Annotated in this window: 26 protein-coding genes; 10 read left to right on the forward strand and 16 right to left on the reverse strand. The window is 69.1% G+C overall.

Annotated elements, in window-relative coordinates; genetic code table 11:
• Positions 1 to 3: 3 nt before the first annotated feature.
• A complete protein-coding gene (locus ACSMFO_RS36500) occupies positions 4 to 828 on the reverse strand; it encodes an ANTAR domain-containing protein (RefSeq protein WP_395868912.1) in 825 nt (274 codons plus the stop codon).
• 339 nt (positions 829 to 1,167) lie between these two features.
• Between ACSMFO_RS36500 and ACSMFO_RS36505 the strand changes: the two genes are divergently transcribed.
• Entirely contained in the window at positions 1,168 to 2,601 is a 1,434-nt protein-coding gene (locus tag ACSMFO_RS36505; protein WP_436462119.1) for a PP2C family protein-serine/threonine phosphatase, read from the forward strand.
• 6 nt (positions 2,602 to 2,607) lie between these two features.
• Here ACSMFO_RS36505 and ACSMFO_RS36510 read toward each other — a convergent pair whose 3' ends face one another.
• The 5 genes from ACSMFO_RS36510 to ACSMFO_RS36530 form a co-directional block, all read right to left on the reverse strand.
• Positions 2,608 to 3,162: an isochorismatase family protein gene (locus ACSMFO_RS36510; RefSeq protein ID WP_360125504.1), complete on the reverse strand. Its 555-nt coding sequence runs from the start codon at positions 3,160 to 3,162 to the stop codon at positions 2,608 to 2,610.
• Positions 3,163 to 3,229: 67 nt separating this feature from the next.
• Positions 3,230 to 4,057 (reverse strand): poly(ethylene terephthalate) hydrolase family protein, encoded by an 828-nt coding sequence (locus ACSMFO_RS36515; RefSeq protein WP_436462120.1) that lies wholly within the window; start codon positions 4,055 to 4,057, stop codon positions 3,230 to 3,232.
• A 373-nt stretch (positions 4,058 to 4,430) separates the two neighbouring features.
• Positions 4,431 to 5,612: a cysteine desulfurase-like protein gene (locus ACSMFO_RS36520; protein ID WP_436462121.1), complete on the reverse strand. Its 1,182-nt coding sequence runs from the start codon at positions 5,610 to 5,612 to the stop codon at positions 4,431 to 4,433.
• Positions 5,613 to 5,692: 80 nt separating this feature from the next.
• Positions 5,693 to 7,678 (reverse strand): WD40/YVTN/BNR-like repeat-containing protein, encoded by a 1,986-nt coding sequence (locus ACSMFO_RS36525; protein ID WP_436462122.1) that lies wholly within the window; start codon positions 7,676 to 7,678, stop codon positions 5,693 to 5,695.
• 116 nt (positions 7,679 to 7,794) lie between these two features.
• Positions 7,795 to 8,598, reverse strand: a complete 804-nt coding sequence (locus ACSMFO_RS36530; RefSeq protein ID WP_378414407.1) for a sulfite exporter TauE/SafE family protein — start codon at positions 8,596 to 8,598, stop codon at positions 7,795 to 7,797.
• Positions 8,599 to 8,689: 91 nt separating this feature from the next.
• Here ACSMFO_RS36530 and ACSMFO_RS36535 point away from each other — a divergent pair, with 91 nt between their 5' ends.
• Positions 8,690 to 9,463: an AraC family transcriptional regulator gene (locus ACSMFO_RS36535; protein WP_038509915.1), complete on the forward strand. Its 774-nt coding sequence runs from the start codon at positions 8,690 to 8,692 to the stop codon at positions 9,461 to 9,463.
• Positions 9,464 to 9,605: 142 nt separating this feature from the next.
• Here the strand turns inward: ACSMFO_RS36535 and ACSMFO_RS36540 are convergent, their stop codons facing one another.
• Entirely contained in the window at positions 9,606 to 10,421 is an 816-nt protein-coding gene (locus tag ACSMFO_RS36540) for a DUF1206 domain-containing protein (protein ID WP_436462123.1), read from the reverse strand.
• A 92-nt stretch (positions 10,422 to 10,513) separates the two neighbouring features.
• Positions 10,514 to 10,924 (reverse strand): hypothetical protein, encoded by a 411-nt coding sequence (locus ACSMFO_RS36545; protein WP_073849051.1) that lies wholly within the window; start codon positions 10,922 to 10,924, stop codon positions 10,514 to 10,516.
• 112 nt (positions 10,925 to 11,036) lie between these two features.
• Here ACSMFO_RS36545 and ACSMFO_RS36550 point away from each other — a divergent pair, with 112 nt between their 5' ends.
• Entirely contained in the window at positions 11,037 to 11,612 is a 576-nt protein-coding gene (locus ACSMFO_RS36550; protein WP_436462124.1) for a dihydrofolate reductase family protein, read from the forward strand.
• Between the two features lie 33 nt (positions 11,613 to 11,645).
• Here the strand turns inward: ACSMFO_RS36550 and ACSMFO_RS36555 are convergent, their stop codons facing one another.
• Positions 11,646 to 11,939 carry a hypothetical protein gene (locus tag ACSMFO_RS36555; RefSeq protein ID WP_051972394.1) on the reverse strand — a complete coding sequence of 98 codons (294 nt, stop codon included), beginning with the start codon at positions 11,937 to 11,939 and terminating at the stop codon, positions 11,646 to 11,648.
• Positions 11,940 to 11,972: 33 nt separating this feature from the next.
• Positions 11,973 to 13,079: a 23S rRNA (adenine(2503)-C(2))-methyltransferase RlmN gene (gene rlmN / locus ACSMFO_RS36560; RefSeq protein ID WP_436462125.1), complete on the reverse strand. Its 1,107-nt coding sequence runs from the start codon at positions 13,077 to 13,079 to the stop codon at positions 11,973 to 11,975.
• 219 nt (positions 13,080 to 13,298) lie between these two features.
• On the opposite strand from rlmN, the gene ACSMFO_RS36565 reads away from it, so the two are divergent.
• From ACSMFO_RS36565 to ACSMFO_RS36585, 5 genes are all read left to right on the forward strand, one after another.
• Entirely contained in the window at positions 13,299 to 13,433 is a 135-nt protein-coding gene (locus ACSMFO_RS36565; RefSeq protein ID WP_257485210.1) for a hypothetical protein, read from the forward strand.
• Positions 13,434 to 13,520: 87 nt separating this feature from the next.
• On the forward strand, positions 13,521 to 15,689 hold the full coding sequence (locus ACSMFO_RS36570; protein ID WP_436462126.1) for a YcaO-like family protein: 2,169 nt from the start codon (positions 13,521 to 13,523) through the stop codon (positions 15,687 to 15,689).
• Positions 15,689 to 16,897 (forward strand): MDR family MFS transporter, encoded by a 1,209-nt coding sequence (locus tag ACSMFO_RS36575; RefSeq protein ID WP_436462127.1) that lies wholly within the window; start codon positions 15,689 to 15,691, stop codon positions 16,895 to 16,897. The genes ACSMFO_RS36570 and ACSMFO_RS36575 overlap by 1 nt, the downstream gene beginning before the upstream one ends.
• Positions 16,887 to 17,354, forward strand: a complete 468-nt coding sequence (locus ACSMFO_RS36580; protein WP_436462128.1) for an N-acetyltransferase family protein — start codon at positions 16,887 to 16,889, stop codon at positions 17,352 to 17,354. The genes ACSMFO_RS36575 and ACSMFO_RS36580 overlap by 11 nt, the downstream gene beginning before the upstream one ends.
• An 88-nt stretch (positions 17,355 to 17,442) precedes the next feature.
• Positions 17,443 to 18,051, forward strand: coding sequence for a PadR family transcriptional regulator (locus tag ACSMFO_RS36585; RefSeq protein ID WP_436462129.1), 609 nt, complete (start codon positions 17,443 to 17,445; stop codon positions 18,049 to 18,051).
• Here the strand turns inward: ACSMFO_RS36585 and ACSMFO_RS36590 are convergent.
• Positions 17,997 to 18,833, reverse strand: a complete 837-nt coding sequence (locus ACSMFO_RS36590) for a class I SAM-dependent methyltransferase (protein ID WP_436462130.1) — start codon at positions 18,831 to 18,833, stop codon at positions 17,997 to 17,999. The genes ACSMFO_RS36585 and ACSMFO_RS36590 overlap by 55 nt on opposite strands.
• 115 nt (positions 18,834 to 18,948) lie before the next feature.
• Here ACSMFO_RS36590 and ACSMFO_RS36595 point away from each other — a divergent pair, with 115 nt between their 5' ends.
• Positions 18,949 to 19,794: a VOC family protein gene (locus ACSMFO_RS36595; RefSeq protein ID WP_436462131.1), complete on the forward strand. Its 846-nt coding sequence runs from the start codon at positions 18,949 to 18,951 to the stop codon at positions 19,792 to 19,794.
• A gap of 12 nt (positions 19,795 to 19,806) precedes the next feature.
• Here the strand turns inward: ACSMFO_RS36595 and ACSMFO_RS36600 are convergent, their stop codons facing one another.
• The 5 genes from ACSMFO_RS36600 to rpsB form a co-directional block, all read right to left on the reverse strand.
• A complete protein-coding gene (locus tag ACSMFO_RS36600; RefSeq protein WP_436462132.1) occupies positions 19,807 to 20,703 on the reverse strand; it encodes a phosphatidate cytidylyltransferase in 897 nt (298 codons plus the stop codon).
• On the reverse strand, positions 20,703 to 21,260 hold the full coding sequence (gene frr, locus ACSMFO_RS36605; RefSeq protein ID WP_038509892.1) for a ribosome recycling factor: 558 nt from the start codon (positions 21,258 to 21,260) through the stop codon (positions 20,703 to 20,705). Before frr ends, ACSMFO_RS36600 begins: the two co-directional genes overlap by 1 nt.
• A gap of 51 nt (positions 21,261 to 21,311) precedes the next feature.
• A complete protein-coding gene (gene pyrH, locus ACSMFO_RS36610) occupies positions 21,312 to 22,055 on the reverse strand; it encodes a UMP kinase (protein WP_005154669.1) in 744 nt (247 codons plus the stop codon).
• Positions 22,056 to 22,148: 93 nt separating this feature from the next.
• Entirely contained in the window at positions 22,149 to 22,973 is an 825-nt protein-coding gene (tsf, locus tag ACSMFO_RS36615; RefSeq protein WP_038509890.1) for a translation elongation factor Ts, read from the reverse strand.
• A gap of 92 nt (positions 22,974 to 23,065) precedes the next feature.
• Entirely contained in the window at positions 23,066 to 23,938 is an 873-nt protein-coding gene (rpsB, locus tag ACSMFO_RS36620) for a 30S ribosomal protein S2 (RefSeq protein ID WP_007032886.1), read from the reverse strand.
• Between the two features lie 382 nt (positions 23,939 to 24,320).
• Here rpsB and ACSMFO_RS36625 point away from each other — a divergent pair, with 382 nt between their 5' ends.
• Positions 24,321 to 24,926: a murein hydrolase activator EnvC family protein gene (locus ACSMFO_RS36625; protein ID WP_436462133.1), complete on the forward strand. Its 606-nt coding sequence runs from the start codon at positions 24,321 to 24,323 to the stop codon at positions 24,924 to 24,926.
• The last annotated feature ends 123 nt before the right edge of the window (positions 24,927 to 25,049 follow it).

A 25,049-nucleotide genomic window follows, 5' to 3' on the forward strand; every position in this document is an offset into this window, starting at 1 on the left:
CGCTCAGTCGGGCAATTGCAGTTCCGTATGCCGCTTGGACAGCATCTCCGCCAGTTCCCGGAGTTTGACGTTCATGTTCTGCGACGTATGCCGCAGCACCTCGAACGCCTCCGCGGCGTCGATCCCGCGCCGTGCCATGAGGATGCCCTTGGCCTGCCCGATCGCGTCCCTGCTGTCGAGCGCCTGCTGGAGCTGCTCCTCCTGGAGCTGCCCGCGCGTGACCGCGTGCGTCGTCGCCAAAGCCAGCGACGCGTGCGTCGCCAGAAGCAGCAGCACGTCGCGGTCGGCCCTGGCGATGCCGTGCGGACGGCGCGAGTAGACGTTCAACGCGCCGGACAGCTGCGAACTCGACGCTTCCGGCAGCAAGGCCGTCGACACCAGCGAGTGGAACCCGAGCGCCGCGGCGGCAGGGCCGAAACGCGGCCACCGGGCGTCTTCCGCGAGGTTGTCGCTGAAGGCCGCCGCCGGTCCCGAAACCCGCGCCGCTTCGACACAGGCACCCTCGCCGTACTGATACTGCAGCTGGTCCAGTTCGCCGGCGATCTCGTCGGTCCCCATCGGCGTGTGGAACCCGCCGTCGGGATCGAGGAGGGTGACGCTGACCAGATCCGCGCCCGGCACCAGATCACGCGTCGCGAAGACCACCCGTTCGAGTACCGCCGCGATCGAACCGGAATCCAGCAACGCCCTGGTCAGGGAGACGAACTGGTTGACCAGTGGCCCGGCGAGGAGCCGGGCGCCGTTTTCAGAGGTCACCGGCAGTTCGCCGTCGCCGACATCCTCGACGAATCGGTTCTTGTCCCGCTGCCAGTCGATTTCATCGTCCAAAGCCCGCCTCTCCCACTTCTGCACATCGGCGTGATGCACCACGGGAGCCACCGGCGAGAACCGGCGCCGAGCGCGCACCATCAACCGCCGCAACCAACCCGGTTACCGGCGGATCGGCGCTAACTTCTCAACGCTCAGAACCGCTTTCGGAAGCCGACCTTAGCCGAATGCGATCACCCCGCCTACCGCGACCCACGTTCGGCCCGTCGTGGATCGTCTCTTCCTGGCACGCGGCCGACGAACCGATCGGCCACCTGGCGTAACGCGACGCCTTGTCGGTCATGTTTCATCCGGGGTCCCGGTTGGTACCCAGGCCCCGTAACACCGAGCACTCCGGGGGTGGTCATTCTGTCCTCGCTCCAGGCCGAGGAGCAGCGACGGATCGTCGCTGCCTGCTTCGCGCGCACCGGCCTCACGGTGGAGCAGCTGTGGCTGAGGTACTTCGCGCTCGGTGGTGACGTCAGCGAAGTCGAACTGGAGGCGTTCCTGCAGGGACTGTTCCCCCTGCCCCGGATCCAACGGGACATGGTGGCCCACGCGGTCAACGAGCGCCTCGACGAGATCTCCGGCGCGAGACGGGCACCGTACAGCCGCGAGCCCAGTGAGGACACCCGCCCCCGCGGTCCGCTGGCCGCGCTGGTGGGCCTTCTCGACGGCGCCCACCGGGTCGCCCCGGAGCGGCTGCCCGAGGTCATCGCGGCGGCGGGGCGCGCGCTGGACCTCCGGATAGCGGTCTACCTCGCCGACTACGACCAGCACCGGCTCATCCCGTTTCCCGAGCAGTCGCCCGGCCGGGTACCGCAGGCGATCGAAACCAGCCTCGCCGGTCAGGCGTATCGGCAGGCGGACACCGTGCTGGCCGAAGACTCCGCCGGGCCGCGCTTGTGGGCCACGCTGCTGGACGGCGACGAGCGCGTAGGCGTGCTCGAGGTCGAAGCCGGCCCGAACACCGACCTCAACGACCCCTCGCTGCGCACTCAATGCCATTGGCTCGCGTCGCTGTCCGGCCACCTCATCGCCGCCGCGATGCGCTACGGCGACGGCCTCGACATGACTCGCCGACGACGGAGGCGCGATCCCACCGCCGAACTGCTCTGGCAGCACCTGCCCCCGTTGACGGCGGCGACGCGCGACGTCGTGGTGGCAGGCGGAGTCGAGCCCGCCTACGACGTTCGCGGCGTCACGTTCGACTACGCCCTTTCCGCAACGACGGCATGGCTGGCGATCTTCGACGCGGGCCGCGACACCGAGTCCTCGGGCCTGGTGGTGTCGGCGGCACTCGCGGCCTACCGGTCCGCCCGCCGTGAGGGCCAGGGCCTGCACGGCCAGGAGAGCGCTGTCGACAAAGCGCTTTCGACGCAGTTCGGTGTCGGCGGGTCAGTTCGCGGGACCCTGGCCGAAGTGGACCTCGCCCACGGGGACGTGCGCCACCTCGAAGCGGGCGGGGAAGCACCGTTCGTGTTCGGCAGCGGGCACGAACAGTCCACAGTGGACAGTTTGCCGCGATCGCCGTTCGGCGCCGGGACGCCAGGCCGGGTCTCGACCGCCCGACTCCAGCCTGGAGATCTCCTCGTCCTGCACACCGAAGGCCTCTCGGAGGCGCGTTCCGCCGACGGCGCACGGTTCCCTCTCGCCGGGAGCCTGGGCGCCAACGCCGGACACGTGCCGCCCGAGATCGCCCGCCGCGTGCTGCAGGCGGCGAAGTCCCACTGCCACAACACTTTCGCCGGTGACGCCGGTCTGCTACTCGCTCACTGGCCGGGAACGCCGTGAAGCCGCTCAGCCGCTGAAATCGACGTCTTCACTCATCACCGTCCCTCCCTTTCGGCCCGGCGCGGCCTGATACCGCCAGTACAGGTTCGTGTGCGCGATGACCAGTTCCGGTGCGATTCCGCCCCACTCGGTCTTGTCCACGGTCGTGTGCGCGTCGCCGACCAGCGTCGCGTCGTACCCGCGGACGATGGCGCCGTGCAGCGTCGAACGGATGCAGGCGTCGGTCTCGGCCCCGACGACCACGAGCCGTCCGACACCGCGTTCGGCCAGCACCTTCTCCAGGTCGGTGTCCTCGAACGAGTCACCGTAGGACTTTTCGACGACCGGCTCGGCTTCCTCCTGGTTCAGTTCGCCGACGATGCGCCATTCTTCGCTTCCTCGCACGAGCCCGTCGTCGGAGTGCTGCACCCAGACGACCGGGACGCCTTCCCGCCGTGCCCTGCCGACGAGACCGCCGATCTTCGCGATCACGGCGTCGCGCTCGTAGCCCTCGTCGACGACGGCGTTCTGGACGTCGACGACGAGGAGCGCGGTGTTCGGCCGGTTGTCGAGAGTGGTCATGACGGGTATCCCTCCAGGTCAGGCTGCTGAGGCAGACCCTAGCCCGGACCACCGACAAGAACGGCGATCATGCTCCCGGAACGGCCAGCGCCTTCGTGTTGCGCTGGACATCGGACCACGCGCCGTCCCGGCACAACCCGCAGGAGGGGCCGAAGAACTCCGCGCGGGCCCGCTCGTCACCGGAAAGCCAGAACCGGAACCACGCCGTGATGGCACCGCGGAACCCGCCTCCGTCGCCGACGGGCGTGAAGTGGGTCGCGCCGCGGAGTTCGCCGTAGATCGCGGGGACCTGGTCCGTGAGGCGGTAGCGCGGGATGACCAGCAGCCCGGGAATGACGATGGTGTCGAACTGGCCGCCGAGGAAGAACGAAGGACCCTTGAGTGCCGTGGCGGAGCCCTGCGGCCCCGGTTCGATCGGGATCGTGGTGGTGACGCGCGCGTCGGCGCCGGCGGCGATCGCTCCGCCGCCGCCTTGCGAATGGCCGGTGGCGCCGATGTGCGCGGTGTCGATCTTCCCTTCGTAGCGGCTGCCGCGACGGGAGTTCTCGGCGATCAAGGTCGCGGCACCGGCCAGCATCTCCTGTCCCGAACCGGCGTTCGGCGTGTCGGCCGCCGCGACGACGAAACCGTGGGAGGCCAGATGCCGCAGCAGGCCGTCATACGTCTTCGGGTTCGCGCCGGTTCCGTTGCCCCACAGGATCACCGGATGCCTCTCCAGCCGCGAAGGCCGGTACACGGTGTGGGCGCTGTCGAGGGCTTCGACGGTCACCGCGTAGGGGCCTGGTTCGCTCCATCGGGTGTCGATACCGGTCGCGGCCGTCGCGGCGGGTGCGAGGCCGACGGTGGCGAGCGCGACCATCCCGGCGATCAGTGTCCGTGCGCGAAGTCTCCCCATGATGGCCACCCGTCCCGTTCCGCCTGGACCCCGTTGCCCACGGCGTTCCTCTCAGGGTGTCGGCCCGGTCACCGTACGTCCATGGGGCCGATCACAAGATCGGGCGGACGAGTCTTGTGATCGGCCCCAAAGCGAGGATCAGCCGATGAGCTGCCACAGATGGCTCGGACAGGCGCGGGGCCGTGAGTGTTCGAGTTGCCGGGGAGAGACGAGGCAAACGTGTCGGGGTCGATGAGGGGCGATGGCTCCGTTCACCGCGTCTAATGCGGCGAAGGGAGCCTTCGCCCCGGTCACTCACCCGCCCCGGCCAATTCGCCGCCGGCACCTTTGACTTACTCCTCAATAGAACCACCCAAAACACCACGACCCGTCTTCACCCGAACGTCGAAAGCCCGTCCAGCAACCTGTCGACGTCGTCGATGCTGGTGTACGGTGCCAGCCCGACCCGGAGCGCCGGATCCTCCAGCTTCAAGGCCGCGAAGACCTCGTGGGCGTAGAAGGATCCCGCCGGCGCGACGACGTTCCTTTCGGCGAGATGCCGTTGTGCCTCGCGCTCCCGGCCACCGAGGCCCATCAGCACGGTCGGGGTCCGGTCCGCCGCCTTGCAGTGGACGGTGACGGCGTCGCCCAGCCCTTCCTCCAGCCTGGCGCGCAACGTGTTTTCGTGCTCGTGCAACGAGTTCATCGAATTCGCGAGCCGTTCTCGCCGTGATCCGCCCGCTCCGGGGTCCAGCGCGGCGAGGAAGTCCACCGCCGCCGTCGCGCCCGCGAGCATCTCGTACGGCAGCGTCCCGAATTCGAATCGCTCGGGCACGGTGTCGGGCGACGGCACGAGCTTGTCCGGCTCGACGGTTTCGAGCAGGGCGGGCGACGCGCCGAGCACGCCGCAGTGCGGGCCGAGGAACTTGTACGGCGAGCAGACGAAGAAATCCGCTCCGAGCGCGGGCACGTCCACCAGTTCGTGGGCGGCGTAGTGCACTCCGTCCACGAACACCAGCGCCCCGGCGTCGTGGGCGAGATCGGCGATCCGGCGGATCGGCGGCTTGGTGCCGAGGACGTTCGAGGCCGCCGTGACCGCGACCAGCCTCGTCCGTTCGGTGAGGACGAGGGAATCGAGGTCGAGTTCCGTGGTTTCGGGGTCGATGTCGAGCCAACGGACGGTCATTCCGGCGCGTTCGGCGGCCTGGACCCACGGCCGGACGTTGGCGTCGTGGTCGAGACGGCTGACGACGATCTCGTCGCCCTCGCGCCAGCTTTTGGCCAGGTGCCGGGAAAAGTCGTACGTCAGCTGGGTGGCGCTGCGGCCGTGGACGACGCCTTCGGCAGGCACACCGAGGAAGTCCGCGTAGGCGTCGCGGAAGCCCGAGACGGCGTTCTCCGCGTTGAGTTCGGACGGACTGACCTTGCCCCGGTTCGACAACGGACCGGTCAGCGTCCCGGCGATGGCCTCGGCGACGGGCCGGGGTGTCTGGGTACCCGCGGGTCCGTCGAAGAAGGCGGTTCCGTCGGCGAGGGAGGGGAACTGGAGCCGGAGGGCGGCGACATCGATGGCCATGTCCCCGACTCTGACATCCGGCGAGGCACGCGTAAACGCTTCGTGGCCGGAACTTCCTCCGGCCACGAAGCGTCTCGGACTCAGTACAGCGTCAACCGGTACGCGCCGGACTGCGCGGTGCCGGCGAACAGATACCGGCCGTCCGCGCTGATCGCCAGGGAAAGCACCCTGGAATCGGGCAGCGCGCCGGGCACGGGCGACCAGGTGCGGCCGAAGTCCGTGCTGCGCAGCACGCCGCCGCCGGTCGCGTTGCTCGCGAACCACACCCGGAAGTCGAACGGATGCGGCAGGATCCGGCTGATCTCACGGGGGTCCTCGCCGTCGAAGACCCGGCGGAACGTCTTGCCGCCGTCTTCACTCAGGTGGATGCCCGCGCCGCCGATGAGCACGCGGCCGCCACCCCATCGGCTGATCGAGATCGAACTGACCGGCTGGCTGGTCACGTGGGTCCAGGTCTTGCCGCCGTCGTCCGACCGGGACAGGCCGTCGGAGTCCCCGCCCCAGACCCGGTCCGGGTTCCACGGATCACCGGCGAACGCGATGAAGCCGTTGTCGGTCGCGAGCTTCTCCCAGGTCTTCCCGGCATCGTTGCTGCGGTAGAGCACGTAGCCGCTGGGAGCGAAGGCCGAGACGAGCACCCGGTTCGGGTCGGCCGGGTGGGCGAAGATCGCCCTGGGGAGGCCTTCCTTCGCCTTCGCCGCGAATTCCCAGGTCCGTCCGCCGTCGCCACTGCGGAGCACGTCGAGCGAGAACCCGTTCCGGGTCACCTGCCAGACGACGTCCGGGCGGCCCGGCGAGACGGACAGACGCGCGTCCTCGTGCAGCCGGTCGGCCGGGTGCGACTGCCAGACCCGGTCCGTCGCGGCCACCTTTCCGCGCGGGAGCGGCGTGTTGTAGATCTCCTGCACACCCGCCGCGACGACGCTCTCGCGCAGCAGGTTCCCGGTGGTCACGAGGTCGCGGATGGATTCGCCCGGGACGCCGATCTGCTGGTAGCCCCGCTTGCCTTCGTCCGCGTACACGCCTCGATAGAGCGAGGAGATCAGCGTCGTGGCGGGTTTGCCCGGCCCGGCGGGGAGGTCGATCATGTCGCTGACGCCTTCGCCCGCCGCGGGTACCGGTTTACGGGACCAGGTGCGGCCGAAGTCCGCGCTGACGTCTATGTCGTTATACGTCGACACGTACAGCCGTCCACCGAGGAAACGCGGTTCGCGCAGGGTCTGCTCGCCGGGATCGCGCCGCAGCACCGTCCAGGTCTTGCCGCCGTCGGTGGAGCCGTGCAGTTCGGGGCCGACCGTGACCACGAAGCGCTTGCCGTCCGAGGCGACCTGGTTGATCTCGCCGTTGGTCCGGTAGACGAGTTCGGCCTGCGGTTCCTTGCCGCTGACCCCGCGGACCACCCAAAGGGCGTACTCGGGGAGGACTGTCGTGAGGTAGGCGTCGTCGCCGACCATCGTGAGCTTGAGCGCGCCGACCGGCGAGGCGTTGCCCTCACGCGGCCAGGTCCTCGGCACGTCGTTCCAGTGCTCGCCACCGTCGGTGCTGACGCTCAGCGAATCCATGTTCTGCACCACGACGACCCGGCCGGTCGGGTCCGTGGCCATGCCGAACGCGCCGTCGGGGTACCACTCGCGCAGGGTTTCCCAGGTCTGGCCGCGGTCGGTGGTCCGCACCAGCATGCCGCGCCATTCCCCGAGGAAGCCCGCCGGTTTGTTGCCCACCGCGAGCATCCGGTCCGGGTTCGCCGGATCGACGAAGAATCCCTGGATGGAGGTGTCCTGCGGCAGTCCGCGGCGCACACTCCAGGATGCGCCGCGATCGCCGGAGAGCCACAGGGCGGGCGGGCTCGGCTGCATCATCGCGAGGCCGGCGGGCGAAACGGCGAGCATCCCGCCGACGCTGTTCGGGCCGACCGGTTCCCAGCCGCCGCGCGGCTTCCCGGTCGCGTTGACGTCCGAGGGCGGTGCCTGGGGTTCGGCGGTGGCCACCGACGTCGCCCCGGTGGTGCCGAGAACCGTCAGCAGCCCGAGAACGAACATGCGTTTGGTGATCGATCTCAGTTTCATGCGGGAGATCTTGGCGCAAGATCCGGAAAAGAGATAGAGGATTCGTCGGATCTTTGCCTGGCGATAACCCTTTCCCACCTTCGATACGCCTTGTCAAGACTTGACTTACCGAAAACTCATCGGATGACTATGGCGATCAGCGCGGCGGCGAGCAGGGCGAGGTACGCGATCGCGTGCGCGCGGTCCGGGATCCGGCCGACCACGCGGCGCGTCACGGCGATGGTCGGGAGCGATCCGCACAGCAGCGCGCCCGCGGCCACGAGGTCGACGTAGCCGACGTGAGCGCCGCCCGAGGACGTGCCCGTCGCCGCGAAGGCGTAGACGGCCGTGCCGATCACCGCCACGGGCAGGCTCAGCGGGTTCGCGAGCGCGGTCGCGTCAGCCATCGGCAGTCCCTTGCGCCGCATGAGCGGCACGGTGAGGACGCTGCCCCCGACGCCGAGAAAGCTCGCCACGGCACCGATCCCGGTCCCGCCCGCGATGGTGGTGACCCCGCCGAGAGCACGCGGTCCGTCGTCCTCACGCCTGCTCACGAAGCCCTTACGGGCGACGCTGTCGGCGATGGTCAGCGCGAGGTAGGCGACGAAGAGCCAGCGCAGGACACCCTCGTCGGCCACGGTGGCGGCGAAGGAGCCGAGCACGGCGCCCAAACCGATGAAGGCGATGAGCGGCCACAGATAGTCGCGCCGGAGCCGGCCCGTCCGCAACTGGGCGAGGGTCGCGCTCCCGGCGTTGACCACCATCACGGCGGTCGACGTGGCCACCGCCACGTGCATCGCGTCCTGTGCGTGCTCCGGATCCGCGAGCGCGAAGGCGTAGACGACGGGCACGGTGATGAACCCGCCGCCGAATCCGAAAAGGACGGTGGTGACGCCGCTCAGGCAACCGAACCCGAGGAGCACCGAGATCTCGATCAGCACTCCCTCGACGGTAGGCCTCGGCGGCACGGCGGGCATTCGAAAGGTCGCCAGTTTCTTTCGTGGATCGGACACCCGGCGTAGTCTCGGTGAGGTGCGTGACATCCCCATCGACGAGGTCGACCATCTCGACCGCGCGGTGGTGGCGATCCGCACCGATTACCCACCGGGGCACCGGATCCTCCCGCATCGGCACCGGCGGGCGCAGTTCCTCTACAGCGCGACCGGGTCGATGCGGGTCGAAACGGCCGACGGCACGTGGACCATCCCGACCCGGCGCGCGGTACTCGTCCCGCCGGAGACCGTCCATCAGGTGTTCACGACGACCGTGAGCACCCGGAGCCTGTACATCGAGCCGAAGGCGGTGCCGTGGTTCCCGCGCCGCTGCCAGGTCGTCGAAGTGTCCGCGCTGCTCCGGGAACTCCTGAACGAGGCCGTCGGCGTGCCGGAGCTGTACACCGCTCGCGGACGAGACGCCGCGGTCATCGGCCTGACCCTGCACGAGATCCGCCGGTCCGCGCCGGTCCGGCTCGACCTCCCGCTGCCGAAGCACGAACGGCTGCGAGCCCAATGTGAGTCCTTTTTGGACGCTCCGGACATCCACGATCCCGCGAGCGAGTGGGCGAACCGGCTGCACGTGAGCGAACGGACGCTGAACCGGCTCTTCACCGCGGAGACCGGGATGGGTTTCGCCCGCTGGCGGCAGCGGGCCTGCGTCCTGCATTCCCTGTCACTGCTGTCGGACGGCCTGCCCATCGCCGCGATCGCCGCCTCGCTCGGCTACGAGAGCCCCGCCGCGTTCTCGACGATGTTCACCCGGCTTCTCGGCACTTCACCGAGGGACTATCGCGCCGCGTCCGCGCTCTGAACCCGGTGTCTCGCCCAGGCGAACAAGGGAGTTCACGCATGAGCAAGAACGTACTCGTCACCGGCGCCGCACGAGGGAAACCGCCGCCGCATTGGGTTCCCTGGCGGAATCTTCGCCGGATTCCGACCACGCCTGACGGCGCTCATCCACGCTGTGCTCGTGCCGCCCCGACGCAGTACACACCGAAGGCCGCGACCCCGACCGCCACCACGATGAGGAGCACGGTGCCGAACGGCTGGGCGGCCAAGGTCCGCAGGGCGGCGTCGAGCCCGCCGGAACGGGACGGGTCATGCGTCAACGCCGCGTACCCGACCAGTACGGAGACCACTCCGAACACGACACCCCTTGCCACGTAACCGATCCTGCCCAGCCGCTCCACCCATCGCCGGGTCCCCGACGGGAGCTTCGCGAGGTCGAGGTCCTGCTCGAAGGTCCGGCGTATCCCTTTCACCGCCGAGCCCACCGCGACGCCGAACACGATGACGGCCACCACGATCACCAGGAACGGGCCGGCGGGCAATCCGAGCAGCCACGCGGTGAACTCCTGCTGCTTCTGGTCGCCGCTGCCCTGTTCCCCCGCCCCCAAGGCGACCTTGGCCGCGTACACGCCGAGCGAAATCCCCACCAGGCAGCGCACTCCGGACGTCACCCGCTTGACGGTGCGAGTGCGCTGCTTGTCGATCCACGTGTAGCCGACGGCGGCCAGCAATCCCTGCCACAGGCCGTAGGCCACCAGTCCCACCGCCAGCACCCACAACAGCACCCCGCCCACCGGGGTCGAACCGACCTCGGTGATCGCGCCGCGTCCGTCGGCCTCCTGTCCGCCACCGCCGACGGCGACACGCACCGCCAGGTACCCGATGAGCAGGTACACCAGTCCGTAGCAGCCCATGCCGATCCGTCCGAGCACCTGGACGGCCTTGTTGTGGCGCACCTGTCTCGCCTTGGTCGTGGACATCCGGTCCACCTCCTCAGAGTCTCCATCGAGTGTCGCCGCCGAGGGTGAAGACCGCCGCGTGACTGGTCCGTCCGGCCCAGCGCGAAGGAGGCTTAAGCGGACAGCCAGTCGTCGGTGTCGCGATGCCTGCCGAGACCGACGGCGTCGAACTCGTCGAAGTGGTCGCCCTTGAGCACGCCCAGCCGTCGAAGCGCCTGGGAGATCGGGCTGCCGTCGGCCGGGTCGGGTTCGTCTTCGTCGACCTGCAGCGGGCCGAGAACGGTCTCGCCGCCTTCCCACACCTGAGCGAACTGCGTCCCGGCGCCACCGAAGTACTCGGCTTCGACGTACGCCACGGCCCCGTGCTCGGAGCACTCGGCGAGCGGGCCGGTGTCGAATCGCGTCTCGGCCACCGGCATCAGCGACAGGTCCTGTCCGAGCGGCACGAGCCTCGCGCCTTCGAGCGAATCGAGCACTCGGCGCCGTGCGGACTCGGTGACGATGACGGCTCGCAGGCAATACATGCCCGCATCCTGCCAGTTCGCCGTCCCGCGAAGATTTTTCCGCCGACGATGTCTATCCGCGCCGCCCGCGTTCGTAGCCAGGGTGAGAGACGAACTCACCCGAAGGAGCATCATGACCGCGACCTACACGTTCGACGTCTTTTCCAGCCTCGACGGCTACGGCGCCCACACCGGCGATTGGGGCGGTTACTGGGGCAAGCAAGGCCCCGAATTCCTCGAACACCGTCTGGCCCTGTACTCCGAGGAGCAGCGGATGGTCTTCGGCGCCACCACGTTCCGGACGAACATGGAGATGCTCAACGCTGAGATCCCGGACGTCGAGGCGCTGGATCCGTGGGTCTCGCGGCTGAAGCACCTGCCGGCGACGGTCGTCTCGACGCCCCTGCGGGAGCCGCTCGCCTGGCCGGACGCGACCGTCGTGAGCGGGGACGCGGTCGACGTCGTCGCCCGGCTCAAGGAGGAGTCCGCAGTGCCGCTGCGCTCGCACGGCAGCCTGTCGATGAACCGGGCGCTGATGGCCGCCGGCCTGGTCGATCGCGTGCAGGTGACGGTTTTCCCGGTGATCACCGGGAAAACCGGGGCGGACGCGATCTTCCGCGGTGCGGCCGACTTCGACCTCGAACTGCTCGAGAGCCGGACGTTCGACGGGCGTGTCCAGGAGCTCGTCTACCGGCCGACTCCGCACTGACCATCCACAAAGGACGGTCGCGTCGATCCCCGCCTACGCGGTGATCGACGCGGCCGGTGCCCCGAGCCAGGGCGCCAGCAGGGCTTCGAGGTCGGCGTCCGACAGCGCATACGGTCCGCCGTGGAACTCGTGCCACCGCGAAGCGTCCCGCGCCGCCGTGTACTCCACCTCGAACGCCCGCATCAGGACGTACATGAAGGTCACCGAGCTGAACCGCTCACCGAGCAACGTCCTGGCCTCGCGCGCGACACCGGTCGCGCCATGGCCGAGCACGTCCGCGAGCTTGAGCTCCTCCGCAGCCGGGTCCAACAGGCTGGGGGCATACATCACGACAAAATCTCCATCACTGAAAGGAAGAACTCAGTTCTCGGCGGCGAGCTGACCGCACGCCGCCGCGATCTCCTGACCACGCGTGTCACGCACCGTGCACGCCACACCGCCCGCGTTCACCAGCCGGACGAACTCCCGCTCCACCGGCTTCGGCGAGGCGTCCCACTTGCTTCCCGGCGTCGGGTTCAGCGGGATCACGTTCACGTGCACCAACTGGCCCAGGTGCTGGCGAAGCCGCTTCGCCAGCAGTTCGGCACGCCAAGGCTGGTCGTTGACGTCCCGGATCAGCGCGTACTCGATCGACACGCGGCGGCCGGAAGTGTCCGCGTAGCACCGGGCCGCGGACAGGACCTCGTCCACCGACCAGCGCTCGTTCACCGGCACCAGCGTGTCCCGCAGTTCGTCGTCCGGCGTGTGCAGCGAAACCGCCAGGCGCACCTGCATCTTCTCGTCCGCCAGCTTCCGGATCGCCGGCGCGAGACCCACCGTCGACACGGTCACCGAACGCTGACCGATCCCGAGGCCCTCCGGCGAGGGATCGGTGATCCGCCGGACCGCCGCCACCACCCGCTTGTAGTTCGCGAGCGGCTCGCCCATGCCCATGAAGACGATGTTCGACAGGCGGCCGGGACCGCCGGGCATCTGTCCGTCGCGCATCACGGCGGCGGCGGAGCGGACCTGGTCGACGATCTCCGCGGTCGACAGGTTCCGGTCGAGGCCGCCCTGTCCGGTCGCGCAGAAGGGACACGCCATTCCGCACCCCGCCTGGCTCGAGATGCACAGGGTCGCGCGGTCCGGGTAGCGCATCAGCACGCTCTCCAGCAGCGTCCCGTCGTGCGCGCGCCACAAGGTCTTGCGGGTGGTCCCGTCGTCGCAGGCGAGCGCCTTGATCTCGGTGAGCAGCGTCGGCATCAGATCGCCGACGAGCTTCTCCCGCGACGCCGCCGGGATGTCGGTCATCTCCTCCGGGTCCACCGTGAGCCGCGAGAAGTAGTGGTTCGAAAGCTGCTTCGCGCGGAACGGCTTCTCACCCAGCTCGGCGACGGCCGCGGCCCGCTCGGCGGCGGTGAGATCGGCGAGGTGGCGCGGCGGGAGGCCGCGCTTGGGCGCGTCGAAGACGAGAGGGAGGGCAGTCATAGCCCAACCAGTGTCCCATGTCCACCTGCGACGCGCCCTGGCCGCCCCGGATCGCTGTTCCCCAGGTCACGTGAACCGTGCCCGGACCGACCCCTGCGTCGTTCACGCCGGATCGTGCGGATCGCACATCAGGAGACGTCCGGGGGTCACGTCCGGCGCCAGACTTGTTCATGTCGCGCCACGGAGCGTGACGACCCCGAGTGAACTACAGGAGGAACCATGATCTCGACCTTCGAGCGTCCCGCCGCCGTCGTCGTCCACAACCGCGCCGTGGTCCACAACCGCGCGGTCGTCCACAACCGCGCCGTCGTGCACAACCGCGCGGTCGTGCACAACCGTTCCGCCGCCAAGTAACCGGCCGACAAGCCGCCCGCGCCGCCGCGATCCCGGCCACGGGGATCGCGGCGGCGAGGCGGGAGTCCAGGAAACGATGGGGTTGCCATGGGGTCCGAAGAGGTCAGACCGCGGCTCGACGGGATCGAGATCACCGATCTCGAACCAGAGCTCTGCTTTCTCGTCACGCCCAACGGGGGACAGTTCTACATCGCCGCGCCCACCGGGGAATTCCGCGCCTGGGCGAGCCGTTGCGACGGCACCCGGACCCGCGCCGAGCTGCTGGACGGCATGGATCCGGACTACGCGGAAATGATGGACATCCTCGAAGCGGACGGCTGCCTCCGTCCCGACCGGGGCACCGAGGCCGGCGACGTCGCCGCCGCCTCGATCGTTCTCACCGGCTCGCCCGTGCTCATCGAGCCGCTGGCGGAGATCCTCGACGCGGTCGGGTACGCCAGCGTCGAAACGGTCCCCTATTTTCATGACCTGTCCGAAATGGACCTGAACAATACCGTCGTGGTCTCCGCCTTCGATCACCCCGCCTACACCGAATTGATCGCGCTGGACGCGTTGTGCGCCGGAAGCGGGGTGCGCTGGCTTCCGTTGCGCCGCGAACGCGGCCGGGTGATCGCCGGACCCGCGATCACGCCCGGCGGCATCGATTTCGCCGACGTCGTCGCGCGGCGCCGCTCCGCCGCGCAAGACCCGCGCGTCGTCGAGGCTTTCCTTTCCGCCTCCTCGGACTCCACCCCGCTTCGGCCCGGCGACGCCCGCTGGGCGCTGACCACCCTCGCCGTCCATCTCGAGCGCTGGCTCTCCGGCGGGCGATCCGCCATGACCACCGGCGAGATCGAACTCAACCCGGCGGACCTCACCGAGATCCGCCGCCCGATCCTTCCCGTCCCCGACCGGGCCCGGACCGTTCCCACCGTGACCGATCCCGAGCTGCTGGTGGACGATCAGACCGGGATCGTGACCGGCGTCGGCGAAATCCCGCCCACTCCGGGAATGCCCGCCCGGCTGCGGGTCTGCGCGGTCGACGTCGCGGACATGCGCCGGGTGACGAACTGGCCCAACGACCGTCAGGCCTTCGGCACGTCGTGGTACGACTTCGACCTCGCACGGCAGTCGGCCATCGGCGAAGCGGTCGAGCGGTACTGCGGAAGCTGGCTCGCTCCGGAGCGCGAAGTGTGCTTCGGCAGCTACAACCAGTTCCTCCGCTACGGCGTACCCGCGGTCGACCCTCGACGGCTGAACCTCTATTCGGCTTCGCAGTACCGGTCGCCGGGGTTCCCGTTCGCGCCGCTCACCCGGGACACGGATTGTTCGTGGGTGGAAGGCTTCTCCCACACCACCGGCGAACCCGTGTGGATCCCGGCTTTCCTGTTCTCGAACGAACGCCGACCCGGGGAAGCGCATTTCGCCGACCCTCTGATCGCCGGCCTCGCGAGCGGGACCACCGAGGAGCACGCCGTCACGTCCGGCCTCGAAGAGGTTCTCGAGCGCGACACGACCATGCTCTGGTGGGCCAACGCACCACGACTCGGCCGTCTCTCGATCCCGGACGAGATCCGGTCGCTCATCGCCGACGCCACCGACGACTACGAGGTCGCGCTCATCCACCTGGACAACGAGTTCGACGTCCCGGTGATCGCCGCGGCGGTGTTCGACCGGGTGAAGCGCTGGCTGTCGATCGGCTTCGCGGCCCGGCCGGACGCACTGGAGGCCGCCAAGAAGGCGCTCGCCGAAGGCTTCACCCTCCAGCACACCTGCCACGCACTCGACGACGAACGCGAGCTGTCCGGTATGCGCCGGGACCTGCCACATCTGGACAACCTCAAACCGCACCGGGCCGATCGGCGCTACCTGGACTCCTATCGCCACGATTTCGCCGACGTCGCGGATCTCCTTTGCCAGCAACAGATTTACCTCGACCCACGGGCCGCGAAGCGAGTGAAGCCGTGGGTCATGGACCTGCCGAGCCGCGACTGGGCCGACCTTCCCGCCCTCGGCGAGCGGCGGCTCAAGGCCTACCAAGCCCGCGTCGAAGGCCGGGGGTTCGAGGTGATCAGCGTCGACCTGACGACCTGTGACGTCGCGGCCGCCGGATTCCACGCCGCGCATACGCTCGTGCCGGGCCTCGTTTCGAACTTCCCCGCCGGATCGCCGTTGTGGGGGAACGGAAGGATCGCCGACGCGGCCGTGGAACTCGGCTGGCGGGACGAACCTCTCGCCGAGCACGAACTCAACGTCTTCCCGCTTCCCCACGCGTGATGGCCACCGCGGACCTGCTCGGTCTCCCGAGCACACGCGGCCGGTTCCCGCTCATCGCGGCGCAAAGCGTCGACGCGCTCGGGACCGGTCTGTTCCTCCCGTTCGCCGTCGTGTACTTCCACGCGGCCAAGGGCCTGTCACTGACGGCCGTCGGAGCGGCGCTGTCGATCGCGGCGCTGATCGCGTTGCCGTCGGGGCCGCTCGCGGGACGGCTGATCGACCGGTTCGGACCGGGCCGGATGGTGATCACCGCCAACCTGATCCGGGCGGTGACCTTCACCGGCTACGTCTTCGCCGACGAGGCATGGCATCTGGTCGTCCTGGCCGCGGTGACCTTCTGGGGCGAGGGCATGTTCTGGCCGTCGACCGGCGCACTGGTGGCGCAGGTGGCCGATGACGGCCAGCGCGCCCGCTGGTATGCGATGGAACGCGCGCTGCGCAACGTCGGCATCGGGCTCGGCGGGCTCCTCGGCGCGGCGATGGTCGCGTGGGGCGGCACCGCCGGCTACACGGCGATCGTGCTGGTGAACGCCGCCAGTTTCGTCGTCGCCGCGGTTCTGGTCGCGTCGTGGCGCGCCCCGGCAGGCACCCCGCGCGAGACCGAACCGGAGGCCGCTCCCGCCGGCGGCTACCGGAAGGTGTTCGCCGACCGGATCTTTCGCGGCGTTCTCGTGACCGTCTTCGTCTTCGCGTTGTGCGACCTGGCGTTGACCGTCCTGCTGAGCGCCTACGTCCTCGACGGCCTGAAGCTGCCGGCTTGGCAGCCCGGGGTCCTGTTCACGGTCAACACGGTGCTGATCGTGCTCGCGCAGACCGTGGTGTCACGCCGGGTCGAGCGGCGAAGCATGCCGCGCACACTCCGGCTCTCGGCCGCGGTCTGGGCGATCTCGTTCGCCCTGTTCGCGCTGGTACCCACCGGAGAGTCCACGGCGGCGTTCCTCGTGCTCGCCCTCGCGATGATCGTCTTCACCTGCGCCGAACTGCTCCAGGCGCCGACCAGCAGCGCGCTGACCGTCGCGATCGCCCCGGCGCGGCTGCGCGGCCGCTATCTCGGCCTCGAAGAACTCGTGTGGAGCGCGGCGCGGGTGATCGCCCCGGCGATGTTCACCTGGTTGCTGTCGCACGGTCCGGCTCTGCCGTGGCTGGTGCTGATCGGCTTCTGTGGCGTTGCGATCGTGGTGCTGGGCAGACTGAACCATGCGCTCTGAGCTGGCCGACGTCTACCGCCGCGTCTACCGCGAACCGCCTTACCTCGAAGACGAGGACGACGTCGCCCGGTTCGGCGTGCTGTTCGCCGAACACGCCGCGCTCGCCGGGTTCGCCATGACGATGGTCCGCGAAGCCGGAACGATCGGCGGCTTCGCTTACGGAGTCCGGCAAGAAGCCGGCTGGTGGCCCGGCCGTGCGACGGCTCCGGCTCCCTCGTGGCTCGACGGCGAGGAGCTGTTCTACGTGTACGAGCTGGCACTCGTTCCCGAGCTCCGTGGCCGAGGGCTTGGCCACGCCCTGCTCGACGACCTGCTGAAAGAGCGGCCCGAACGGTTCGCCGTACTCGCGTCACGCGTCGAGGCGCCGGCACGGCGGCTCTACGACCGTTGGGGATGGCGGAAGGTCGGCGAGTTCGACTCCGGCGGCATCGACCTGCTCGCGCTCGACCTCTCCTGAGACCCAGATCACTCAAAGAGGGTTGTCGTACGACTGTTTCCGATATATCGTGAATGAGTCGGAACATTACGAAGAGAGGATTCAGCTCATGCGACGACGACCTTTCCCTCCAGAACACGGCCGACCCGCCTTCGGGCCTTGGGCTCGCGGCGGCTTCGGCGACTTCCCCCCTGGCCCGGGCGGACCGGGCCACCGGCACCGGCACGGACGCCGCGGTGGCCCCGGACGGCGCGGCAAACGCGGTGACGTCCGCGCCGCGATCCTGGCGCTGCTCTCAGAGCAGCCGAGGCACGGCTACGAGATCATCCGCGAGATCGGCGAACGCAGCGGCGGCTTCTGGAAGCCGAGCCCCGGCTCGGTCTACCCGACGCTGCAGTTGCTGGCCGACGAAGGCCTGGTGATCAGTAAGGACGAGAACGGCAAGAAGCTGTTCGAGCTCACCGAATCCGGCCGCGCCGCGGCCGAGCAGCAGGACGCCGTCCCGCCGTGGGAGCAGATCGCCCACGACGTCGACCCGGTCGAGGTCAACCTGCGCAAGGCGGGCGCGACGCTGGCCGCGGCGGTCGCCCAGGTCATGCACGCCGGCAGCGAAAGCCAGCAGGCCCGCACCGTCGACGTGCTCAACGAGGCACGCCGGACGATCTACGGCATCCTCGGTGAGGCCGAGGACGCCACTCCGGACGAGGACACGGAGTGACCAGTCACGACGAGGCCGGTGGGCTTGGCGCGTGTGTGCACGCGATAGCCCACCGGCAGCGTCACCTGCTTCTCCCCGGTACCTGACGAAACCTCGTTGAGCCGCCGGACCTCCGCGATCGCCTTCGCCGCGACCGGAGCGCTGAACTCGATCTTCAGCACCGCTTCCATCGCGGCGGCGTCTTCGAACAGCCACCGCGTCATCACCTTGCGGCAGTCGAATCCCTGACGCGCGAAGAACTTCTCGACCCCGGGCGGGTCGTAGTGCGGCAGATCCAGCCGCATCCAGCGGCCGTAGGGCTCACTCGTCACATCGAGATCCACGATCATCATCAGCCCACCCGGGCGCAGCACCCGCTCCGCTTCGCGAAGACCGGGTTCGCAACCGGGGCCGAAGAAGTACGCGGTGCGGGCGTGGACGACGTCGAAAGCCGCGTCCGGCAAGGGAAGCCGCTGCGCACGCCCCTGCCGCACCTCGACGTTCGCCAGCCGCTCCACCCGGTTCCGCGCGTCACGGACGAGCGGCTCATGGGGTTCGACGCCGACCACCGACCGCGCCGTCGCGGCGAACCGCGGCAGGTGGAAACCGTCACCACAGCCGATGTCGAGGACGTCCGCCCCGGACCAATCGCGGGCCCCGGTGAGCACGCGCCAGATCTCGTCGTCGACGTCCTGCGCGCGGTTTTCGACCTCGTAGGCCTTTTGGTAGTACCAGATGTTCGGACTCGGCAGCACCTCCTCGCCGCCGCGGCGGGAGGAGAGGGCTCGGGGAAACCAGCGCACGGAAGCTCCAACGAAGGGACACCGGGCCGGGTTCCGGGGTATCCGGGCCGAAATCTTTGACGGAAACAATGCGGTCAGCGACTAGACTTTACTCCCACCGGTAAGGGAGAACCGCATGTCGCTTGGCTCGGCCGCCCACACTTCCGTCATACCTTCGGGAATCCCGTGCTGGATCGAGCTCGCGTGCAGAGACGAAGCGGCCGCACAAGCCTTCTACAGCGGGCTTTTCGACTGGGAGTTCACCGTCCAGCGTGATCCGGCGACGCCGACCGGCCGGTATTCGATCGCGACGCTCAACGGCGTCCCGACCGGTGGTCTGTACCGCGCGGGCGCGGACGGACCGTCCGGCTGGAGCGTCCACATCTCGGTGCACCAGGCGGCGGCCGCCGCCGAATGGGTGGACAGTCTCGGTGGCCGGGTCACGCTCGGGCCGATGGCGATCCCCCAGCGGGGCAACATCGTGCACGCCATCGACGCGTGCGGCGCGCACGTCGTCTTCTGGGAGCCGCCCGCCACCTGGGAGTTCGCGACGGGGGTGCCGAACACCTTCAGCGGCGCGGATCTCAACACCCACGACGGCGCGGCGGCGGACCACTTCTACTGCCGCCTCTTCAACTACACCAGCCACCAGATCGGCGACGGCGCGGCGCTCGACTACGCCGCATGGCTCATCGAGCACGAACCGGTGTTGTACCGGTACGTGATGGGCTCGGAATACCGGCCGGACACTCCCCCGCACTGGATGGTCTATTTCGCCCTCGACCCGGCTCGCGGCGCGGACGCCGCGGCCGGCCAGGCGCTGATGCTCGGCGGTGCTGTCGTGGTCCAGCCCTACGACACCCCGTACGGCCGGATGGCGATCCTCGCCGACCCGGACGGTTCGGTCTTCGCCGTGATCGACCACTCCCGGGCCGTCGAGGGCTGGGGTACCGCCGAAGTCGACGATCCCTACGACGACTGAGCCGGGCAGAGGCTAGACGGGGACGAACGCCGAGAGCAGCAACCAGGAGACGACGGCCGAAGGAAGCAAGGAGTCGAGCCGGTCCATCAAGCCGCCGTGCCCCGGCAGCATGTTCCCCATGTCCTTCACGCCGAGGTCGCGTTTGATCAGCGACTCGACGAGGTCGCCCAGCGTCGCCGTGCAGACGATCGCCGCACCGAACAGCACGCCCTGCCAGGCGTGGCCGTCGAGCAGGAGGCTCAGGGTCAGCGCGCCGGCGACGACACCGGCCACGAGGGAACCGGCGAAACCTTCCCAGGTCTTCTTCGGGCTGATCGTGGGCGCCATCGGGTGTTTGCCGCCCAGCACACCGGCGATGTAGCCACCGGTGTCCGAGGCGACGACACCGATCATGAACGCCAGCACCCGGCCGACGCCGTCGGCCGGTGGGACGAGCATGGCGGCGAAGGCGCCGAAAAGCGGGATGTACGCGGTAGCGAAGACCGACGCGCTGATGTCGCGCAGATACCCGTCCGCGCCGCCGGGCAACCGCCACAGCAGGCAGACGAGCACCGTCAGCACGAACGCCGTCAACGCGCCCTCGCGGCCGTACGGCCACGCGAGCCAGATCATCGCCTGACCGCCGACGAGCACCGGGACCAGGGCGATCCGGATGCCCGCCGCGCGCTTCAATGCCCCGGCCAGCTCGATCGTGCCGACCGCGATGGCGATCGCGATGATGCCGATGAACAGAAAGCGCACGGTGAGCAGGGACGTGACGATCGCCGCGCCCAGCAGCAGCCCGACCCCGATCGCGGCGGGCAGGTTACGGCCGGCGCGGGAAACCTTTTGCACCGGTTCCGGCTTCTCCGCCGGAACCGGTTCCGGGTTCTCCACCCGGTCCTCGCGTTCCTCGCTCACCTGGCTCATCAGACCTCGAGTAGCTCGGCTTCCTTGTGTTTCACCAGCTCGTCCACCTTGTGGGTGTAGGTGTCGGTGAGGTTCTGGAGTTCCTTCTCGGCGTGGACGACCTCGTCCTCGCCCGCCTCGCCGTCCTTCTTGATCCGGTCGAGCTCTTCCTTGGCCTTGCGGCGGACGCTGCGGATCGAGACGCGGGCGTCCTCACCCTTGGACTTGGCGACCTTCACCATCTCCTTGCGGCGCTCTTCGGTGAGCTGCGGGATGACGATGCGGATCACGTTGCCGTCGTTGCTCGGGTTGACGCCGAGGTCCGACTCGCGGATCGCCTTCTCGATGGCGTTGAGCGAGGTCTGGTCGTAAGGCTTGATCAACGCCATCCGGGCTTCGGGGATGTTGACGCCCGCAAGCTGGTTCAGCGGGGTCGGCGCGCCGTAGTAATCGACGACAACGCGCGAGAACATCCCGGGGTGGGCCCGGCCGGTGCGTACCGACGACAGGTCCTCCTTGGCGACGGACACCGCTTTTTCCATCTTCTCCTCGGCGTCGAGGAGGGTCTCGTCGATCACGGCAACTCCCGTTGTTGTGTATGCGTACCGATTACGGAGATCAGAGCAGGACTACGCGGGCACCCCGTCGGCGGGGGTGTCGACCAGGGTGCCGATCCTTTCACCGCTGACCGCACGGGCGATGTTCCCCTCGGTGAGGAGATTGAACACGATGATCGGCATGTTGTTGTCCATGCACAGGCTGAACGCGGTGGCGTCGGCGACCTTGAGGTCCCGTTCCAGCACCTCGCGGTGGCTGATCTCGTGGAACATCTCGGCGGTCGGGTCGCTCTTCGGGTCCGCGGTGTAGACGCCGTCGACGGCCTTCGCCATCAAGACGGCCTCGCAGCCGAGTTCGAGCGCGCGCTGCGCGGCGGCGGTGTCCGTCGAGAAGTACGGCATGCCGACCCCGGCGCCGAAGATGACGACGCGGCCCTTCTCCAGGTGACGCTCGGCGCGGCGCGGGATGTACGGCTCGGCGACCTGCCCCATGGTGATGGCGGTCTGCACCCGGGTGGGCAGGCCCTCCTTCTCCAGGAAGTCCTGCAGCGCCAGGCAGTTCATGACGGTGCCGAGCATCGCCATGTAGTCCGCGCGGTCGCGGTCCATGCCGCGCTGCGACAGTTCCGCGCCGCGGAAGTAGTTGCCACCGCCGATCACGACGGCGATCTGCACGCCCGTCCGCGCGACGTCGGCGATCTGCTGGGCGACCGAGTGCACCACATCGGGATCGACCCCGATGGAACCGCCGCCGAACATCTCGCCGCCCAGTTTCAGCAGCACCCGCCGGTATCCGCCTTCGACCCGGACACCCATGTCGCCCTCCCTAATGCTCTGAAACCCGACTGTGCCCCGTCCCCGATGGACGGAGACGGGGCACAGTGGTGGTTCTTGTGTTCCGCGCCTGGATCAGGCCTGGCCGACCTCGAACCGGGCGAACCGGCTCACGGCCACGCCGGCCTCGTCGAGCAGGGCCTTGACGGTCTTCTTGTTGTCCTTGACCGACGGCTGCTCGAGCAGGACGTTGTCCTTGTAGTAGGCGTTGACCTTGCCCTCGATGATCTTGGGCATGGCCTGCTCCGGCTTGCCCTCTTCGCGGGCGGTCGCCTCGGCGACGCGACGCTCGTTCTCGACGATCTCGGCCGGGACCTCTTCGCGGGTGAGGTACTTCGCCTTGAGCGCGGCGACCTGCATTGCGGCGCCACGAGCGGCCTCGGCGGCGGCTTCGCCCTCACCGGTGTACTCGATGAGCACGCCGACGGCGGGCGGGAGGTCCGCACCGCGACGGTGCAGGTACGTGGTGGTGGTGCCCTCGTAGGCGGCGACACGGCGCAGCTCGAGCTTCTCACCGATACGGGCGGCCAGCTCCTGGACCTGCTCCTCGACGGTCTTGCCGTCGAGCGAGGCGGCCTTCAGCTTCTCGACGTCGCTGGTCTTCTCGGCCTTCGCGACCTCGACGATCTTCGCGGCGAGGGCCTGGAAGTCCTCGTTCTTCGCGACGAAGTCGGTCTCGGAGTCGAGCTCGATCAGCACGCCGCCGTCACCGGCGACGAGGCCCTCGGCGGTGGCGCGCTCGGCGCGCTTGCCGACGTCCTTGGCGCCCTTGATGCGCAGGAACTCGACGGCCTTGTCGAAGTCGCCGTCGTTCTCCTCCAGCGCCTTCTTGCAGTTCATCATGCCGGAGCCGGTCAGCTCCCGGAGACGCTTCACGTCTGCGGCGGTGTAGTTCGCCATCGTGGGTGTGTCCGTCCTTTTTCAGGTACGAGAAAGTCTTTTGGGGAATTCACTCGTGGGGCCGCCCGGAGGCGGCCCCACGAGCGGGTGGATCAGGAGGAGGCGGTGGCCTGCTCGGCCGGGGCCTCGGTCGGCGCGTCGGTCGCGGCGGCGGCTTCCTTGGCGTCCGCGGCGGCGGTCTCGGAGCCGGCGAGCAGCTCCTTCTCCCACTCGGCCAGCGGCTCGTCCGTGGCGACGCCCGCCTCGGGCTTGGCGTCGGCGGAGGAACCGTTGCGGCTGGAGCGGGCCATCAGACCGGCGGCGGCGGCCTCGGCCACGACCTTGGTCAGCAGCGCGGCCGAACGGATCGCGTCGTCGTTACCCGGGATCGGGTAGTCGACCTCGTCCGGGTCGCAGTTGGTGTCCAGGATCGCGACGACCGGGATGTTCAGCTTGCGAGCCTCGCCGACGGCGATGTGCTCCTTCTTCGTGTCGACGATCCACACGATGCTCGGCACCTTGGCCATGTCGCGGATACCGCCGAGGGTCTTCTCGAGCTTGTCCTTCTCACGGGTGAGCGTGAGGATTTCGCGCTTGGTCAGGCCGGCGAAACCACCGGTCTGCTCCTGCGACTCGAGCTCCTTCAGGCGGAGGAGACGCTTGTGCACCGTCTGGAAGTTGGTCAGCATGCCGCCGAGCCAGCGCTGGTTCACGTAGGGCATGCCCACGCGCGAGGCCTCGGAGGCGATGGCTTCCTGAGCCTGCTTCTTCGTGCCGACGAACATGATGGTGCCGCCGTGCGCGACGGTTTCCTTGATGAACTCGTACGCACGGTCGATGTACGTCAGCGTCTGCTGCAGGTCGATGATGTAGATGCCGTTGCGCTCGGTGAAGATGTAGCGCTTCATCTTCGGGTTCCACCGACGGGTCTGGTGCCCGAAGTGCACGCCGCTGTCGAGCAGCTGCTTCATGGTGACGACGGCCATTGCCGGAATCAACCTCTTCTGTGTCGTGCGCGCCCGGCTCCGCCGGAACGCGCTTGCTCGGTTCGTCGCTCTCGGCCGGGTGGCCGATCGCCCTGGTGCCGATGCTCGGGCCCGGACCCTGTGGCGAAGTGACCTCAGGGACCGCCGGGCCGTGTGCCCCCGCCTGTCCTGACCCTCCGTGAGGAGATCGGCCATCGGGAGCGCGCACGTGCACGCGAAGTCAGTCCGCTGCCGCGGACCGCGCAAAAGAGTCTACTCCCTGTCGCCACCGGGTACCGCACCGGCAGCCCCTGATGAGAGGGGTTGTCCACAACCGCCTCGGTTATCCACAGATTCCCCCGGCGCGCCCCGCACGCCACGCCGGTCCCCCAGCCTGGAACACATGACCATGACGACCTGTTCCCGCCCCGTCACCAGGCACTCCTTCGCCCTCGACCGCACCGGCGGGAGGCACCGCCGCCCTGGGCGTCCCCGGCGGCTTCCCCGCCTCGCGATCCTCGCGACCCTGCTCGCGATCTTCGCGTCGGCGGCGATGCCGGGAACGGCCAGAGGCGCGCCCGCCCCGCAAGGCCGACTCTCGTGGCCGCTCTCGCCGGTACCGAGCGTCACCAGGTACTTCGAGCCGCCCTCGACGCCGTACGGGCCCGGCCATCGGGGCGTCGACCTCGCCGCGGCACCGGGCACGAACGTGCTCGCTGCCGCCGAAGGGGTGGTGATGTTCGCCGGGCAGGTGGCGGGCCGCGGCGTGGTGTCGATCGACCACGACGGAGGGCTTCGCACCACCTACCAACCACTCGTCCCGACGGTCACCGCGGGTGATCAGGTCTACCGAGGACAGGTACTCGGGACGCTCGCTCCGGGTCATCCCGGCTGCCCGGAGCCGGCGTGCCTGCATTTCGGCGTCCGGCGGGGCGAGGAGTACGTCGATCCGCTCGCCTTGATCGGCGAGCCGTCCGAGATCCGGCTCAAACCCTGGGAAGGAGATTGAGTGACCGGTGCGGAACGGCTCGGGCAGCCGGGCCGCCTCCGTCGCCGCGGCGTCTCGGGTGCGGGAGCGCGATGGCCGTCCTCCGCGGTGCCGCCACGTGCTTCTTCTCCGCAAAATGCCGTG

Source organism: Amycolatopsis sp. w19, assembly GCF_051373225.1.
Taxonomy (GTDB): Bacteria; Actinomycetota; Actinomycetes; order Mycobacteriales; family Pseudonocardiaceae; genus Amycolatopsis; species Amycolatopsis japonica.